Source organism: Granulicatella sp. HMSC31F03 (assembly GCF_001807725.1).
GTDB lineage: Bacteria > Bacillota > Bacilli > Lactobacillales > Aerococcaceae > Granulicatella > Granulicatella adiacens.
In genome coordinates this window covers 465-16,267 of sequence record NZ_KV790870.1, presented here as the reverse complement: position 1 = coordinate 16,267, position 15,803 = coordinate 465, and the positions used below count along the sequence as shown (strand labels likewise).

The following is a 15,803-nucleotide window of genomic DNA, read 5'->3' as shown; positions in this document are numbered from 1 at the left end:
AATCAGCTACCCCTATTTTTTATGAAAGGATTGATTACATGAAGAAAATACGAAGCTATACCAGTATCTGGTCTGTGGAAAAGGTACTGTATTCTATCAATGATTTTAGACTTCCGTTTCCCATAACCTTTACGCAAATGACATGGTTTGTCGTGTCACTCTTTGCAGTGATGATACTTGGCAACTTGCCCCCTCTTTCCATGATAGAGGGAGCATTTCTCAAATACTTTGGGATTCCTGTGGCTTTCACATGGTTTATGTCTACAAAAACTTTTGATGGTAAAAAGCCTTATGGATTTTTGAAGTCTGTCATTGCTTATGCACTGCGACCAAAGCTGACCTATGCAGGAAAAAAAGTAACGCTTGGCAGAAACCAGCCACAAGAAGCCATTACAGCAGTTAGGAGTGAATTTTATGGCATATCCAATTAAATACATTGAAAACAATCTCGTCTGGAATAAAGACGGGGAATGTTATGCTTACTATGAGCTTGTTCCTTACAATTACTCATTTCTAAGTCCAGAACAGAAAATACAAGTGCATGATTCTTTCAGACAGCTTATCGCACAAAATCGTGATGGCAAAATTCATGCTTTACAAATCAGTACAGAATCCAGCATACGTTCTGCACAAGAGCGTTCCAAAAATGAAGTCACTGGCAAGCTCAAAGCGGTTGCCTATGACAAAATCGACCAACAGACAGACGCTTTAATATCCATGATTGGCGAAAATCAAGTGAACTACCGTTTCTTTATCGGCTTTAAGTTGCTTCTCAACGATCAGGAGTTTTCTATGAAAAGTCTTACCGTTGAAGCAAAAAATGCTTTGTCTGATTTTGTCTATGATGTGAACCATAAGCTGATGGGCGATTTTGTTAGTATGAGTAATGATGAAATCCTGCGTTTTCAGAAGATGGAAAAGCTCTTAGAAAATAAAATCTCTCGTCGTTTCAAAATCCGCAGGTTAGATAAGGACGACTTCGGCTATCTGATTGAACACCTTTACGGACAGACAGGCACTGCCTATGAAGAGTATGAGTACCATCTATCAAAGAAAAAGCTGGATAATGAAACGCTGATTAAATACTATGACTTGATTAAGCCTACTCGCTGTTTGGTGGAAGAAAAACAGCGATATTTGAAAATCCAGCAGGAAGATGAAACCGTCTATGTAGCTTACTTTACCATTAACAGCATTGTCGGAGAACTGGACTTCCCGTCCTCTGAAATCTTCTACTACCAGCAACAGCAATTTACATTCCCGATTGATACGTCAATGAATGTGGAAATTGTAGCGAATCGTAAAGCCCTATCTACTGTCCGCAATAAAAAGAAAGAACTGAAAGACTTGGATAACCACGCTTGGCAAAGTGATAATGAAACCAGCTCCAATGTGGCGGAAGCTCTGGAAAGTGTGAATGAGCTGGAAACCAATTTAGACCAAAGCAAGGAATCTATGTACAAGCTGTCTTATGTGGTAAGGGTATCAGCAAATGATCTTGACGAACTCAAACGTCGTTGTAATGAAGTGAAAGATTTTTATGACGATTTAAGCGTAAAACTGGTACGACCATTTGGGGATATGCTCGGCTTACATGAAGAATTTTTACCTGCCAGCAAGCGTTATATGAATGATTATATTCAATACGTGACCTCTGATTTCCTCGCTGGTTTAGGTTTTGGTGCTACTCAAATGCTGGGGGAAAATGAGGGGATTTATGTTGGCTACAGCTTAGATACTGGACGCAATGTCTATCTGAAACCTGCTCTTGCCAGTCAAGGGGTTAAGGGTTCAGTAACCAATGCGTTAGCGTCGGCTTTTGTTGGTTCGCTGGGTGGTGGTAAATCCTTTGCGAATAACCTTATCGTCTATTATGCGGTGCTTTATGGGGCACAAGCAGTGATTGTAGACCCAAAAGCAGAACGTGGCAGATGGAAAGAAACCTTGCCAGAGATTTCCCATGAAATCAATATCGTCACTCTGACTTCTGATGAGAAAAACAAAGGCTTACTTGACCCTTATGTGATTATGAAAAATCCCAAAGATTCTGAATCACTGGCTATTGATATTCTGACATTCCTTACGGGGATTTCCTCTCGTGATGGGGAACGCTTCCCAATCCTTAGAAAAGCCATTCGTGCAGTAACCAATAGTGAAGTACGAGGGTTGATGAAAGTGATTGAGGAATTACGGGTTGAGAATACGCCACTAAGTACCAGTATAGCCGACCATATCGAAAGTTTTACAGACTATGACTTTGCACATTTATTATTCAGTAATGGTTATGTGGAGCAGTCTATCAGCTTAGAAAAACAACTGAACATTATACAGGTTGCGGACTTGGTACTTCCCGACAAGGAAACTTCCTTTGAGGAATATACCACTATGGAGCTTTTATCCGTTGCTATGCTGATTGTCATTAGTACCTTTGCTTTAGACTTTATCCATACAGACCGAAGCATTTTCAAGATTGTAGATTTAGACGAAGCATGGAGCTTTTTACAGGTAGCACAAGGAAAAACACTATCTATGAAGCTGGTTCGGGCTGGTCGTGCTATGAACGCTGGGGTATATTTCGTGACCCAAAATACAGACGACCTCTTAGATGAAAAACTGAAAAATAACCTCGGCTTAAAATTTGCATTTCGTTCCACTGACCTTAACGAGATTAAAAAGACCTTAGCCTTTTTTGGTGTAGACCCAGAGGACGAAAACAATCAGAAGCGATTGCGTGATTTGGAAAACGGGCAATGCCTTATCAGTGATTTATATGGTCGTGTCGGTGTGATACAGTTCCACCCTGTATTTGAAGAACTGCTCCATGCCTTTGATACCAGACCACCTGTGCGAAAAGAGGTGTAAATGTGAAACCATCAATAGTAAACAGAATAAAATCAAACTGGACGCTGAAACGTCTAGGTAAAGTGGCAATGACAGTGGCTTTCACACTTGTGATTGCCATTTTTCTTTTAGCCATGCTGGGAACGGTGGTTCAAGCTGCGGGCTTGGTAGATGATACGGTCAATGTGGCAAATGAATACAGCCGATACCCACTTGAAAACTATCAACTGGATTTTTATGTGGATAATAGCTGGGGCTGGCTTCCGTGGAACTGGTCGGACGGGATTGGAAAACAGGTCATGTATGGACTATATGCCATTACCAATTTTATTTGGACAATCAGTTTGTATGTTTCCAATGCGACAGGTTACTTAGTACAGGAAGCCTATTCCTTAGACTTCATTTCCGCTACAGCAGATTCCATTGGTAAGAATATGCAGACCTTAGCTGGTGTGAGTGCAAACGGATTTTCAACAGAGGGTTTCTATGTTGGATTCCTCTTACTCTTGATTTTGGTTCTTGGGGTTTATGTTGCCTATACGGGACTGATAAAGAGAGAAACCACAAAGGCAATTCATGCCATTATGAATTTTGTGCTGGTGTTTATCCTATCGGCTTCCTTTATTGCCTACGCTCCCGACTACATTAAAAAAATCAATGACTTTTCATCAGACATCAGTAATGCCAGTTTATCACTTGGCACGAAGATTGTCATGCCCCATTCCGATAGTCAAGGCAAGGACAGCGTGGACTTAATCAGAGATAGCCTGTTTTCCATACAGGTTCAGCAACCGTGGCTACTGCTTCAATACAACAGTTCAGACATTGAAAGTATCGGTATTGACCGTGTGGAAAGCCTGCTCTCCACCAGCCCAGATTCCAACAATGGCGAAGACAGAGAAAAAATTGTTGCGGAAGAAATTGAAGACAGAAGCAATACCAATCTAACCATTACAAAGACCATTAACCGTTTAGGTACAGTCTTCTTCCTATTTGTCTTCAATATTGGGATTTCCATATTTGTATTCCTATTAACAGGAATCATGATTTTCTCGCAGGTACTTTTTATCATCTATGCTATGTTTCTGCCTGTGAGCTTTATTTTAAGCATGATTCCATCATTTGATGGTATGTCAAAACGAGCCATAACAAAGCTCTTTAATACCATTTTGACACGAGCTGGAATCACATTGATTATTACGACAGCATTTAGTATTTCAACCATGCTCTATACCTTATCGGCTGGTTATCCGTTCTTTTTGATTGCTTTTCTACAGATTGTGACCTTTGCAGGAATCTACTTCAAGCTGGGCGATTTAATGAGTATGTTTTCTCTACAGAGTAACGATTCTCAAAGTGTGGGAAGTCGTGTGATGAGAAAACCTCGTATGCTTATGCACGCTCACATGCACCGTCTACAGCGGAAACTTGGACGTTCCATGACTACTCTAGGGGCTGGGTCTGCCATTGTTACAGGTAAAAAAGGACAGTCGGGTTCGGGGAGTTCTGCAAGGACACAAGCAGATCACTCCCGACCAGACGGAAAGGAAAAATCAACACTTGGAAAACGTATCGGTCAAACCATCGGTACAGTAGCTGATACCAAAGACAGAATGGTAGACACTGCTAGTGGTTTGAAAGAACAGGTTAAAGATTTGCCGACCAATGCAAGATATGCAGTATATCAAGGAAAATCCAAAGTAAAAGAGAATGTCCGTGATTTAACCAGTAGTATTTCTCAAACCAAAGCGGACAGAGCCAGTGGACGCAAGGAACAGCAGGAACAAAGGCGAAAAACCATTGCGAAGCGTCGCTCTGAAATGGAACAGGTCAAACAGAAAAAACAGCCTGCTTCTTCTGTTCATGAAAGACCGACTACAAGACAAGAACAATATCATGATGAACAGACCTCAAAACAGTCTAATATTCAGACTTCATATAAGGAATCTCAACAAGCCAAACAAGAGCGTCCAGCAGTTAAGTCCGATTTTTCAAGTCCAAAAGTGGAACGCCAAGGCAATACCGTTCAAGAAAAAACCGTTCAAAAGCCAGCAACTTCAACCACTACAGCAGATAGAACTTCACAACGTCCAATCACAAAAGAACGTCCGTCTACTGTTCAAAGAGTACCACTACAAAATACAAGAAGTAGACCACCAATCAAAACCGCCACCATTAAGAAAGTCGGTAAGAAACCATGAAGTTGAAAACTTTAGTGATTGGTGGTTCTGGATTATTCTTGATGGTCTTCTCACTGCTTCTGTTTGTTGCCATTTTATTTTCAGATGAACAGGACAGCGGAATTTCCAATATTCATTATGGAGGTGTGAATGTTTCCGCAGAAGTGCTGGCTCATAAGCCTATGGTAGAAAAATATGCCAAAGAATATGGCGTTGAAGAATATGTCAACATACTTCTTGCGATTATACAGGTGGAATCGGGCGGTACTGCGGAAGATGTTATGCAGTCCTCGGAATCCCTCGGTCTTCCACCTAATTCATTGAGTACAGAAGAATCCATTAAGCAAGGTGTGAAGTATTTCAGTGAATTATTAGCCAGTAGCGAAAGGCTCAGTGTAGATTTAGAATCGGTTATCCAGTCCTACAATTATGGTGGTGGTTTCTTAGGGTATGTGGCTAATCGTGGAAATAAATATACCTTTGAACTGGCTCAAAGTTTCTCAAAAGAGTATTCAGGTGGCGAAAAAGTGTCTTACCCCAATCCCATAGCCATACCTATCAATGGGGGCTGGCGATACAACTATGGCAATATGTTTTATGTGCAACTGGTAACGCAGTATCTTGTCACAACAGAGTTTGATGATGATACGGTACAAGCCATCATGGACGAAGCACTGAAATATGAGGGCTGGCGATACGTTTACGGTGGAGCTTCCCCGACTACTTCTTTTGATTGTAGCGGACTGACACAATGGACGTATGGAAAAGCTGGAATTAACTTACCACGAACCGCACAACAGCAATATGATGTGACCCAGCATATCCCACTATCGGAAGCACAAGCTGGCGATTTGGTTTTCTTTCATTCTACCTATAACGCTGGCTCTTATATTACTCATGTTGGGATATACCTTGGCAATAACCGTATGTTTCATGCAGGCGACCCAATCGGTTATGCCGACTTAACAAGCCCCTACTGGCAACAGCATTTAGTGGGAGCAGGACGAATCAAACAATGAGAAAGGAAGATTTAATGATGAAATTTAGAAAAAATCAGAATAAAGAAAAACAGATACCAAAGGAAAAGAAACCTCGTGTCTACTATAAGGTCAATCCTCATAAAAAGGTTGTGATTGCCTTGTGGGTACTTTTAGGGCTTAGTTTCAGCTTTGCGATATTCAAGCACTTTACAGCTATAGATACTCATACTATTCACGAAACAACTATCATAGAAAAGGAATACGTTGATACTCATCATGTAGAAAATTTTGTAGAGAACTTTGCGAAAGTCTACTATTCATGGGAGCAATCCGATAAGTCCATTGATAATCGAATGGAAAGTCTAAAAGGCTATCTGACAGATGAACTTCAAGCTCTCAATGTTGATACAGTACGCAAAGATATTCCTGTATCGTCTTCTGTAAGAGGATTTCAGATATGGACGGTAGAGCCAACTGGCGACAATGAGTTTAATGTAACCTACAGTGTAGACCAGCTCATTACAGAGGGAGAAAATACAAAGACCGTCCACTCTGCTTATATAGTGAGTGTCTATGTAGATGGTTCTGGAAATATGGTACTGGTTAAGAATCCGACCATTACCAACATACCTAAGAAATCAAGTTATAAACCAAAAGCCATTGAAAGTGAGGGGACGGTTGATTCCATTACAACCAATGAAATCAATGAGTTTTTAACGACGTTCTTCAAGCTCTATCCTACAGCGACAGCCAGTGAACTTTCCTACTATGTGAATGACGGGATATTAAAACCAATCGGAAAAGAGTACATCTTTCAAGAACTGGTAAATCCTATTCACAATCGTAAGGATAATCAAGTCACGGTATCGCTGACAGTGGAGTATATCGACCAGCAGACCAAAGCAACGCAGGTATCTCAATTTGATTTGGTACTTGAAAAGAACGGGAGTAATTGGAAGATTATAGAATAACAAATATTGGTACATTATTACAGCTATTTTGTAATCACGTACTCTCTTTGATAAAAAATTGGAGATTCCTTTACAAATATGCTCTTACGTGCTATTATTTAAGTGACTATTTAAAAGGAGTTAATAAATATGCGGCAAGGTATTCTTAAATAAACTGTCAATTTGATAGCGGGAACAAATAATTAGATGTCCTTTTTTAGGAGGGCTTAGTTTTTTGTACCCAGTTTAAGAATACCTTTATCATGTGATTCTAAAGTATCCAGAGAATATCTGTATGCTTTGTATACCTATGGTTATGCATAAAAATCCCAGTGATAAAAGTATTTATCACTGGGATTTTTATGCCCTTTTGGGTTTTTGAATGGAGGAAAATCACATGAAAATTATTAATATTGGAGTTTTAGCTCATGTTGATGCAGGAAAAACTACCTTAACAGAAAGCTTATTATATAACAGTGGAGCGATTACAGAATTAGGAAGCGTGGACAAAGGTACAACGAGGACGGATAATACGCTTTTAGAACGTCAGAGAGGAATTACAATTCAGACAGGAATAACCTCTTTTCAGTGGGAAAATACGAAGGTGAACATCATAGACACGCCAGGACATATGGATTTCTTAGCAGAAGTATATCGTTCATTATCAGTTTTAGATGGGGCAATTCTACTGATTTCTGCAAAAGATGGCGTACAAGCACAAACTCGTATATTATTTCATGCACTTAGGAAAATGGGGATTCCCACAATCTTTTTTATCAATAAGATTGACCAAAATGGAATTGATTTATCAACGGTTTATCAGGATATTAAAGAGAAACTTTCTGCCGAAATTGTAATCAAACAGAAGGTAGAACTGTATCCTAATATGTGTGTGACGAACTTTACCGAATCTGAACAATGGGATACGGTAATAGAGGGAAACGATGACCTTTTAGAGAAATATATGTCCGGTAAATCATTAGAAGCATTGGAACTCGAACAAGAGGAAAGCATAAGATTTCAGAATTGTTCTCTGTTCCCTCTTTATCATGGAAGTGCAAAAAGTAATATAGGGATTGATAACCTTATAGAAGTTATTACTAATAAATTTTATTCATCAACACATCGAGGTCCGTCTGAACTTTGCGGAAATGTTTTCAAAATTGAATATACAAAAAAAAGACAACGTCTTGCATATATACGCCTTTATAGTGGAGTACTACATTTACGAGATTCGGTTAGAGTATCAGAAAAAGAAAAAATAAAAGTTACAGAAATGTATACTTCAATAAATGGTGAATTATGTAAGATTGATAGAGCTTATTCTGGAGAAATTGTTATTTTGCAAAATGAGTTTTTGAAGTTAAATAGTGTTCTTGGAGATACAAAACTATTGCCACAGAGAAAAAAGATTGAAAATCCGCACCCTCTACTACAAACAACTGTTGAACCGAGTAAACCTGAACAGAGAGAAATGTTGCTTGATGCCCTTTTGGAAATCTCAGATAGTGATCCGCTTCTACGATATTACGTGGATTCTACGACACATGAAATTATACTTTCTTTCTTAGGGAAAGTACAAATGGAAGTGATTAGTGCACTGTTGCAAGAAAAGTATCATGTGGAGATAGAACTAAAAGAGCCTACAGTCATTTATATGGAGAGACCGTTAAAAAATGCAGAATATACCATTCACATCGAAGTGCCGCCAAATCCTTTCTGGGCTTCCATTGGTTTATCTGTATCACCGCTTCCGTTGGGAAGTGGAATGCAGTATGAGAGCTCGGTTTCTCTTGGATACTTAAATCAATCATTTCAAAATGCAGTTATGGAAGGGATACGCTATGGTTGCGAACAAGGATTATATGGTTGGAATGTGACGGATTGTAAAATCTGTTTTAAGTACGGTTTATACTATAGCCCTGTTAGTACTCCAGCAGATTTTCGGATGCTTGCTCCTATTGTATTGGAACAAGTCTTAAAAAAAGCTGGAACAGAATTGTTAGAGCCATATCTTAGTTTTAAAATTTATGCGCCACAGGAATATCTTTCACGAGCATACAACGATGCTCCTAAATATTGTGCGAACATCGTAGACACTCAATTGAAAAATAATGAGGTCATTCTTAGTGGAGAAATCCCTGCTCGGTGTATTCAAGAATATCGTAGTGATTTAACTTTCTTTACAAATGGACGTAGTGTTTGTTTAACAGAGTTAAAAGGGTACCATGTTACTACCGGTGAACCTGTTTGCCAGCCCCGTCGTCCAAATAGTCGGATAGATAAAGTACGATATATGTTCAATAAAATAACTTAGTGTATTTTATGTTGTTATATAAATATGGTTTCTTGTTAAATAAGATGAAATATTTTTTAATAAAGATTTGAATTAAAGTGTAAAGGAGGAGATAGTTATTATAAACTACAAGTGGATATTGTGTCCTGTATGTGGAAATAAAACACGATTAAAGATAAGGGAAGATACTGAATTAAAAAAATTCCCCCTCTATTGTCCGAAATGCAGACAAGAAAATTTAATTGAAATAAAGCAGTTCAAAGTAACTGTGATTACAGAGCCAGACGCAAAGACGCAGAGCCGATAAAATGAGATTAATACAATCTCATTTTATCGGCTCTTTCCGTTATGTATGGATTCTTTTAATTAGTCTTCGATGTTTCTTGCTTCGTTGATACCGCTGGCTAAAGATTCCATTAAGGATAGTTCTTTGTCTGTAAAGCTATCCATGTATTTCTCTATCTGTAATCGTCGGGTGCTTTTTACCAAGTTATTAGCAGGTAGGGGTCCCGAGCGCCTACGAGGAATTTGTATCGATAAGAAATAGATTTAAAAATTTCGCTGTTATTTTGTACATTTAACTTGACGGTGACATCTCTCTATTGTGAGTTATTAGTGGTACAGTTTTCAACCGTTTTAATTATAAAAAAGTGGTGCATTTTTAAATTGGCACAAACAGGTAACGGTTATTGCAGGTGTATTTCTTATCTATGGGTTTAACATGGATTTTATCATTAAAATCATGAGTATTGTCCGAGAGTGATTGGTCTTGCGTATGGTTAACCCTAAAGTTATGGAAATAAGACTTAGAAGCAAACTTAAGAGTGTGTTGATAGTGCATTATCTTAAAATTTTGTATAATAGGAATTGAAGTTAAATTAGATGCTAAAAATTTGTAATTAAGAAGGAGGGATTCGTCATGTTGGTATTCCAAATGCGTAATGTAGATAAAACATCTACTGTTTTGAAACAGACTAAAAACAGTGATTACGCAGATAAATAAATACGTTAGATTAATTCCTACCAGTGACTAATCTTATGACTTTTTAAACAGATAACTAAAATTACAAACAAATCGTTTAACTTCTGTATTTATTTATAGATGTAATCACTTCAGGAGTGATTACATGAACAAAAATATAAAATATTCTCAAAACTTTTTAACGAGTGAAAAAGTACTCAACCAAATAATAAAACAATTGAATTTAAAAGAAACCGATACCGTTTACGAAATTGGAACAGGTAAAGGGCATTTAACGACGAAACTGGCTAAAATAAGTAAACAGGTAACGTCTATTGAATTAGACAGTCATCTATTCAACTTATCGTCAGAAAAATTAAAACTGAACATTCGTGTCACTTTAATTCACCAAGATATTCTACAGTTTCAATTCCCTAACAAACAGAGGTATAAAATTGTTGGGAATATTCCTTACCATTTAAGCACACAAATTATTAAAAAAGTGGTTTTTGAAAGCCATGCGTCTGACATCTATCTGATTGTTGAAGAAGGATTCTACAAGCGTACCTTGGATATTCACCGAACACTAGGGTTGCTCTTGCACACTCAAGTCTCGATTCAGCAATTGCTTAAGCTGCCAGCGGAATGCTTTCATCCTAAACCAAAAGTAAACAGTGTCTTAATAAAACTTACCCGCCATACCACAGATGTTCCAGATAAATATTGGAAGCTATATACGTACTTTGTTTCAAAATGGGTCAATCGAGAATATCGTCAACTGTTTACTAAAAATCAGTTTCATCAAGCAATGAAACACGCCAAAGTAAACAATTTAAGTACCGTTACTTATGAGCAAGTATTGTCTATTTTTAATAGTTATCTATTATTTAACGGGAGGAAATAATTCTATGAGTCGCTTTTGTAAATTTGGAAAGTTACACGTTACTAAAGGGAATGTAGATAAATTATTAGGTATACTACTGACAGCTTCCAAGGAGCTAAAGAGGTCCCTAGCGCCTACGGGGAATTTGTATCGATAAGGAATAGATTTAAAAATTTCGCTGTTATTTTGTACAATAAGGATAAATTTGAATGGTACCATAAACGACCGTTTATGGTACCTTTTCATTTTCCTGCTTTTTCTAAATGTTTTTTAAGTAAATCAAGTACCAAAATCCGTTCCTTTTTCATAGTTCCTATATAGTTATACTTAATGAGTTATGGTACATTTAAATTATAAAATTAAGGAGGTTTTTTTATGATTTTTGGCTATGCTCGAGTGAGTACGGATGATCAAAATCTTAGTTTACAAATTGATGCACTTACTCATTATGGAATTGATAAATTATTTCAAGAAAAAGTAACTGGTGCGAAAAAAGACCGACCGCAATTAGAAGAAATGATCAACCTACTACGTGAAGGAGATTCTGTTGTCATTTACAAGTTAGATCGAATTTCACGATCAACTAAACATTTGATTGAACTTTCTGAATTATTTGAAGAACTTAGTGTCAATTTTATATCTATTCAAGATAACGTAGATACTTCAACGTCTATGGGAAGATTCTTTTTCCGAGTTATGGCTAGTTTAGCAGAACTGGAACGGGATATTATTATTGAACGAACTAACTCTGGTCTTAAGGCAGCCAGAGTCCGAGGAAAAAAAGGGGGCCGTCCAAGTAAAGGTAAGCTATCAATTGATTTAGCTTTAAAAATGTATGACAGCAAAGAGTATTCTATTCGTCAAATTCTTGATGCCTCTAAATTAAGCAAAACAACCTTTTACCGTTACCTCAATAAAAGGAATGCTTAAGATATGGCTATGAAAAGAATTTTAACTACTTCACAGCGTGAACAACTTCTTTCTGTAGACCACTTATCAGAAGAGGATTTTAAAGCGTATTTTAGTTTTTCTGATTATGATCTGGAGGTTATTAATCAACACCGTGGAAAGGTCAATAAACTAGGATTTGCGATACAACTTTGTTTGGCCCGGTATCCTGGGTGTTCTTTAAGTAATTGGCCGATTAAATCAACCAGACTAACTTCTTATGTGAGTCGACAGCTCCATCTTGATGCAATTGATTTAAATTCATATGATCATAGAAATACACGTGCAAATCACTTCAACGAGATCTTAGAAGTATTCAACTATCATCGATTCGGTAGTGCTAATACACAAAAACAGTTAATAGAATATTTAATTGAACTAGCTTTAGAAAATGATGACTCTATCTATCTAATGAAAAAAACAATTGATTTCTTAACTCGAAAAAGAATTATTTTTCCATCTATAGCTACACTTGAAGACATTATAAGCCGCTGTCGAGATAAAGCAGAAAACAACTTATTTTCAATATTACTCTGTTCATTAACAGATATACAAATTGAAAAACTAGAGAGTTTGTTTCAAATTTATGAAGAGACGAAAATAACTAAACTCGCTTGGCTAAAAGACATTCCAGGTAAGGCAAATCCAGAAAGCTTTATGAGTATTTGTAAAAAAGTGGAAGTGATTGCTTCCATGGGACTCGGGACAATTAATGTCTCCCATATTAATCGGAACAGGTTTCTTCAGCTAGCTAGACTAGGGGAAAATTATGATGCATATGACTTCTCCCGTTTTGAGCTTGAAAAAAGATACTCTTTACTTATTGCTTTTTTAGTCAATCATCATCAATATCTGATCGATCAACTGATTGAGATTAATGACCGCATTTTAGCAAGTATTAAACGCAAAGGGACACGTGATTCACAAGAACAGTTAAAAGAAAAAGGAAAATTGGCTACTAAAAAATTGGAACATTATGCTTCTTTAATTGATGCTCTTCACTTTGCAAAAGATAATGATAGTAATCCTTTTGACGAAATTGAACGAATCATGCCTTGGGAAGATTTAGTACAAGATGGAGAAGAAGCTAAAAAAATTACAGGTAATAAAAATCATGGCTATTTAGAAATGGTTCGAAATAAAGCTAATTACCTCCGAAGATACACGCCAATGTTATTGAGGACCCTTTCGTTCAAAGCAACTCCGGCAGCAAATCCAGTCCTCATGGCCCTAACTCAACTAACTGATTTACACAATAGTGGTAAAAGAAAAATACCGGCAGATACTTCTACTGATTTTGTGAGTAAAAAATGGAAAAGCCTTGTTCGGCCAGAAGAGGGGAAAATAGATCGGTCTTACTATGAGTTAGTAGCTTTCACCGAGCTAAAGAACAATATTCGATCAGGAGATATTTCAGTTGAAGGAAGTATGATCCATCGAAATATTGATGATTACTTAGTTGATTTATCTGCTTGTATTGATTCAGAAACTATTCCAGACACGTTTGAGGACTATTTAAAGGATCGGGAAATAATTTTAGATTTACAGCTTCAATTTTATTCGACAGTTGATAAGAGAATTTCAAGAGCAAACCTTAAAAAGTTGGAAAAAGTTACACCTAGCGAAGCAGAAATATATAGAAAAAAACTTTATTCAATAATTCCTAAGATAAGGCTTAGTGATCTTTTAATTGAGGTGGACAGTTGGACCAACTTTTCACAAGAATTTAGTCATGATTCTACAGGGAAACCGCCGAGTGAACAAGAAAGAAAAATTATTTTTGCTGCTTTGCTGGGTTTAGGGATGAATATTGGTCTTGAAAAAATGGCCCAATCAACTCCTGGAATTTCTTATTCTCAGTTAGCCAATGCCAAACAATGGCGCTTTTATAAAGAAGCTCTGACTCGTGCTCAATCTGTTTTGGTTAATTATCAGTTAAAGCTTCCTGTTGCAGACTTTTGGGGTGAAGGAAAAACCACTGCTTCAGACGGAATGCGCGTCCCAGTGGGCGTCTCAGCTCTAAAATCCGATGTTAATCCACATTACAAAAGTATGGAAAAAGGAGCTACAATGATTCGATCAATAAATGATAGGCATACGACTCATCATATCGAGGTTGCTTCAACTAATACAAGGGAAGCTACTCATACCCTTGATGGCCTACTTTATCATGAAACAGATCTAGATATTGAGGAACATTTTACTGATACAAATGGGTATTCTGATCAGGTGTTTGGAATGACCGCATTACTAGGCTTTGATTTTGAACCTCGCATCAGAAATATAAAAAAATCACAATTATTTTCTATCAAATCACCTTCCTACTACCCTAACTTATCAGAAGATATAAGCGGAAAAATCAATGTAAAAATTATTGAAGAAAACTATGATGAAATTAAACGAATCGCCTATTCGATTCAAACAGGAAAAGTATCTAGTTCTTTACTATTAGGAAAGCTAGGCTCATACGCACGTAAGAATAGAGTAGCTCTTGCACTGAGAGAACTAGGTCGCATTGAAAAGAGCATTTTTATGATAGATTATATTACAGATAGTGAGCTACGGCGAAGGATCACTCATGGACTAAATAAGACAGAAGCGATTAATGCTTTAGCTAGAGAACTATTTTTTGGGCGACGCGGAAAATTTATGGAGCGCGATATTCGCCGACAACTTCAAAGTGCTAGTGCGCTTAATGTGTTAATAAATGCAATAAGTATATGGAACGCCGTCTACTTACAAGCAGCTTATAATTATCTCGTCAAAATAGATCCCGAAGTAACTAAGTATATGAAGCATGTATCTCCTATTAATTGGGAGCATATCACTTTTCTTGGAGAGTATAAATTTGACTTGTTATCTATTCCTAAACACTTAAGAGAATTGAATATAAAAAATAAATAGGCCTTGAAACATTGGTTTAGTGGGAATTTGTACCCCTTATCGATACAAATTCCCACTAAGCGCTCGGGACCCCAGGTAAGAAAAATTCATCAACGGAAACATGAAGTAACGATACAAGGTCATAAAGAACTTGTATGCTGGGGTGTTGCCCTTTATTTTCAATATTAGTTAAGTACCGTGGGTCAATTTCAATCAATGCTCCCACTTGTTCACGAGTTAAACCTCGTTTCAATCGAGCTTCTTTAATGGCTAAACCAAAGGCTCTAAAATCATATTTATCTTCTTTTTTACGCATAGTAGACCACCTCTATACATTTTATTGTTCCTACTGAATTAAAAACAGGTATAGAAAAACGTGTTATATGGTTTATAGGTTTATATTTAATAAAAAGCACTACTAAACGCCAATAAAAAAAACCGTTATATGGTAGTGCTATTTACGCTGTTAAAATATTGTATATTACTTCCAAATGGCGGTTTGTTGGAGGTCAACGTCGCCATGAAGTACATCATATACAATAAATTTCCTTACATTGGGTTCTTGTCAAAAAAAGTCGTCTATCTGCAATAGATAAGTACGTCCACCAATGTGGTTTTATAAATCATATAGATAGAATAACAGAAGCATGTAAACAGAGAAATAAATCTGTTTATATGCTTTTTTGGCTATTCAGAACTTTTTTACAAAGTTTATTTATCAGTAATGCAACAAATCCCCCTTTCACATTGGGACTAAGAGTGAAAGGAGATAAACGAGCAAGGCTCACTTCCTTTCCTAGACAGAAAGGGGGTGAGAAACATGAAACCATCTTCTTTTCAGACCACAATAGAAAATCAGTTTGACTATATCTGTAAACGTG

11 protein-coding genes and 4 pseudogenes are annotated in these 15,803 nt (G+C 37.1%); 13 read left to right on the top strand and 2 right to left on the bottom strand.

The window, feature by feature from the left end; genetic code table 11:
* Positions 1 to 38: 38 nt before the first annotated feature.
* The 8 genes and pseudogenes from HMPREF3106_RS07465 to HMPREF3106_RS09340 all read left to right on the top strand — a co-directional run bounded on the left by HMPREF3106_RS07465 (position 39) and on the right by HMPREF3106_RS09340 (position 9,554).
* Positions 39 to 431, top strand: a complete 393-nt coding sequence (locus tag HMPREF3106_RS07465; RefSeq protein WP_000723888.1) for a conjugal transfer protein — start codon at positions 39 to 41, stop codon at positions 429 to 431.
* Entirely contained in the window at positions 415 to 2,862 is a 2,448-nt protein-coding gene (locus HMPREF3106_RS07460) for a conjugal transfer ATPase TcpF (RefSeq protein ID WP_000331160.1), read from the top strand. Before HMPREF3106_RS07465 ends, HMPREF3106_RS07460 begins: the two co-directional genes overlap by 17 nt.
* 2 nt (positions 2,863 to 2,864) lie before the next feature.
* Positions 2,865 to 5,042 (top strand): CD3337/EF1877 family mobilome membrane protein, encoded by a 2,178-nt coding sequence (locus tag HMPREF3106_RS07455; RefSeq protein ID WP_000804748.1) that lies wholly within the window; start codon positions 2,865 to 2,867, stop codon positions 5,040 to 5,042.
* A complete protein-coding gene (locus tag HMPREF3106_RS07450) occupies positions 5,039 to 6,040 on the top strand; it encodes a bifunctional lytic transglycosylase/C40 family peptidase (protein WP_000769868.1) in 1,002 nt (333 codons plus the stop codon). Before HMPREF3106_RS07455 ends, HMPREF3106_RS07450 begins: the two co-directional genes overlap by 4 nt.
* On the top strand, positions 6,037 to 6,972 hold the full coding sequence (locus HMPREF3106_RS07445; RefSeq protein ID WP_001224320.1) for a conjugal transfer protein: 936 nt from the start codon (positions 6,037 to 6,039) through the stop codon (positions 6,970 to 6,972). The genes HMPREF3106_RS07450 and HMPREF3106_RS07445 overlap by 4 nt, the downstream gene beginning before the upstream one ends.
* Before the next feature lie 313 nt (positions 6,973 to 7,285).
* A pseudogene (locus HMPREF3106_RS09760) lies at positions 7,286 to 7,333 on the top strand (hypothetical protein); the annotation flags it as partial.
* Positions 7,334 to 7,348: 15 nt separating this feature from the next.
* Entirely contained in the window at positions 7,349 to 9,268 is a 1,920-nt protein-coding gene (tet(M), locus tag HMPREF3106_RS07440) for a tetracycline resistance ribosomal protection protein Tet(M) (protein WP_000691736.1), read from the top strand.
* Positions 9,269 to 9,386: 118 nt separating this feature from the next.
* Entirely contained in the window at positions 9,387 to 9,554 is a 168-nt protein-coding gene (locus tag HMPREF3106_RS09340) for a cysteine-rich KTR domain-containing protein (RefSeq protein WP_000336323.1), read from the top strand.
* Between the two features lie 59 nt (positions 9,555 to 9,613).
* Here HMPREF3106_RS09340 and HMPREF3106_RS07435 read toward each other — a convergent pair.
* Positions 9,614 to 9,751: pseudogene (locus HMPREF3106_RS07435) on the bottom strand (XRE family transcriptional regulator); the annotation flags it as partial.
* Positions 9,752 to 10,034: 283 nt separating this feature from the next.
* Between HMPREF3106_RS07435 and HMPREF3106_RS09720 the strand changes: the two are divergent.
* From HMPREF3106_RS09720 to HMPREF3106_RS07415, 5 genes and pseudogenes are all read left to right on the top strand, one after another.
* Positions 10,035 to 10,118 (top strand): annotated as a pseudogene (locus tag HMPREF3106_RS09720) (MLS leader peptide); the annotation flags it as partial.
* A 48-nt stretch (positions 10,119 to 10,166) separates the two neighbouring features.
* On the top strand, positions 10,167 to 10,250 hold the full coding sequence (locus tag HMPREF3106_RS07430; RefSeq protein WP_001814874.1) for a 23S rRNA methyltransferase attenuation leader peptide: 84 nt from the start codon (positions 10,167 to 10,169) through the stop codon (positions 10,248 to 10,250).
* A gap of 124 nt (positions 10,251 to 10,374) precedes the next feature.
* Positions 10,375 to 11,112 carry a 23S rRNA (adenine(2058)-N(6))-methyltransferase Erm(B) gene (erm(B), locus tag HMPREF3106_RS07425; RefSeq protein WP_001038790.1) on the top strand — a complete coding sequence of 246 codons (738 nt, stop codon included), beginning with the start codon at positions 10,375 to 10,377 and terminating at the stop codon, positions 11,110 to 11,112.
* Between the two features lie 354 nt (positions 11,113 to 11,466).
* Positions 11,467 to 12,021, top strand: coding sequence for a recombinase family protein (locus HMPREF3106_RS07420; protein WP_000576156.1), 555 nt, complete (start codon positions 11,467 to 11,469; stop codon positions 12,019 to 12,021).
* A 3-nt stretch (positions 12,022 to 12,024) separates the two neighbouring features.
* A complete protein-coding gene (locus tag HMPREF3106_RS07415) occupies positions 12,025 to 14,943 on the top strand; it encodes a Tn3 family transposase (protein WP_001240982.1) in 2,919 nt (972 codons plus the stop codon).
* A 73-nt stretch (positions 14,944 to 15,016) separates the two neighbouring features.
* Here HMPREF3106_RS07415 and HMPREF3106_RS07410 read toward each other — a convergent pair.
* A pseudogene (locus tag HMPREF3106_RS07410) lies at positions 15,017 to 15,238 on the bottom strand (helix-turn-helix domain-containing protein); the annotation flags it as partial.
* Positions 15,239 to 15,803 lie beyond the last annotated feature (565 nt).

Bases quoted from the DNA above. Each gene is read 5' to 3' on its own strand.
- HMPREF3106_RS07450 (WP_000769868.1), top strand. From the start codon at position 5,039: ATGAAGTTGAAAACTTTAGTGATTGGTGGTTCTGGATTATTCTTGATG.
- HMPREF3106_RS07465 (WP_000723888.1), top strand. From the start codon at position 39: ATGAAGAAAATACGAAGCTATACCAGTATCTGGTCTGTGGAAAAGGTA.
- HMPREF3106_RS07420 (WP_000576156.1), top strand. From the start codon at position 11,467: ATGATTTTTGGCTATGCTCGAGTGAGTACGGATGATCAAAATCTTAGT.
- HMPREF3106_RS07460 (WP_000331160.1), top strand. From the start codon at position 415: ATGGCATATCCAATTAAATACATTGAAAACAATCTCGTCTGGAATAAA.
- HMPREF3106_RS07430 (WP_001814874.1), top strand. From the start codon at position 10,167: ATGTTGGTATTCCAAATGCGTAATGTAGATAAAACATCTACTGTTTTG.
- HMPREF3106_RS07415 (WP_001240982.1), top strand. From the start codon at position 12,025: ATGGCTATGAAAAGAATTTTAACTACTTCACAGCGTGAACAACTTCTT.
- HMPREF3106_RS07445 (WP_001224320.1), top strand. From the start codon at position 6,037: ATGAGAAAGGAAGATTTAATGATGAAATTTAGAAAAAATCAGAATAAA.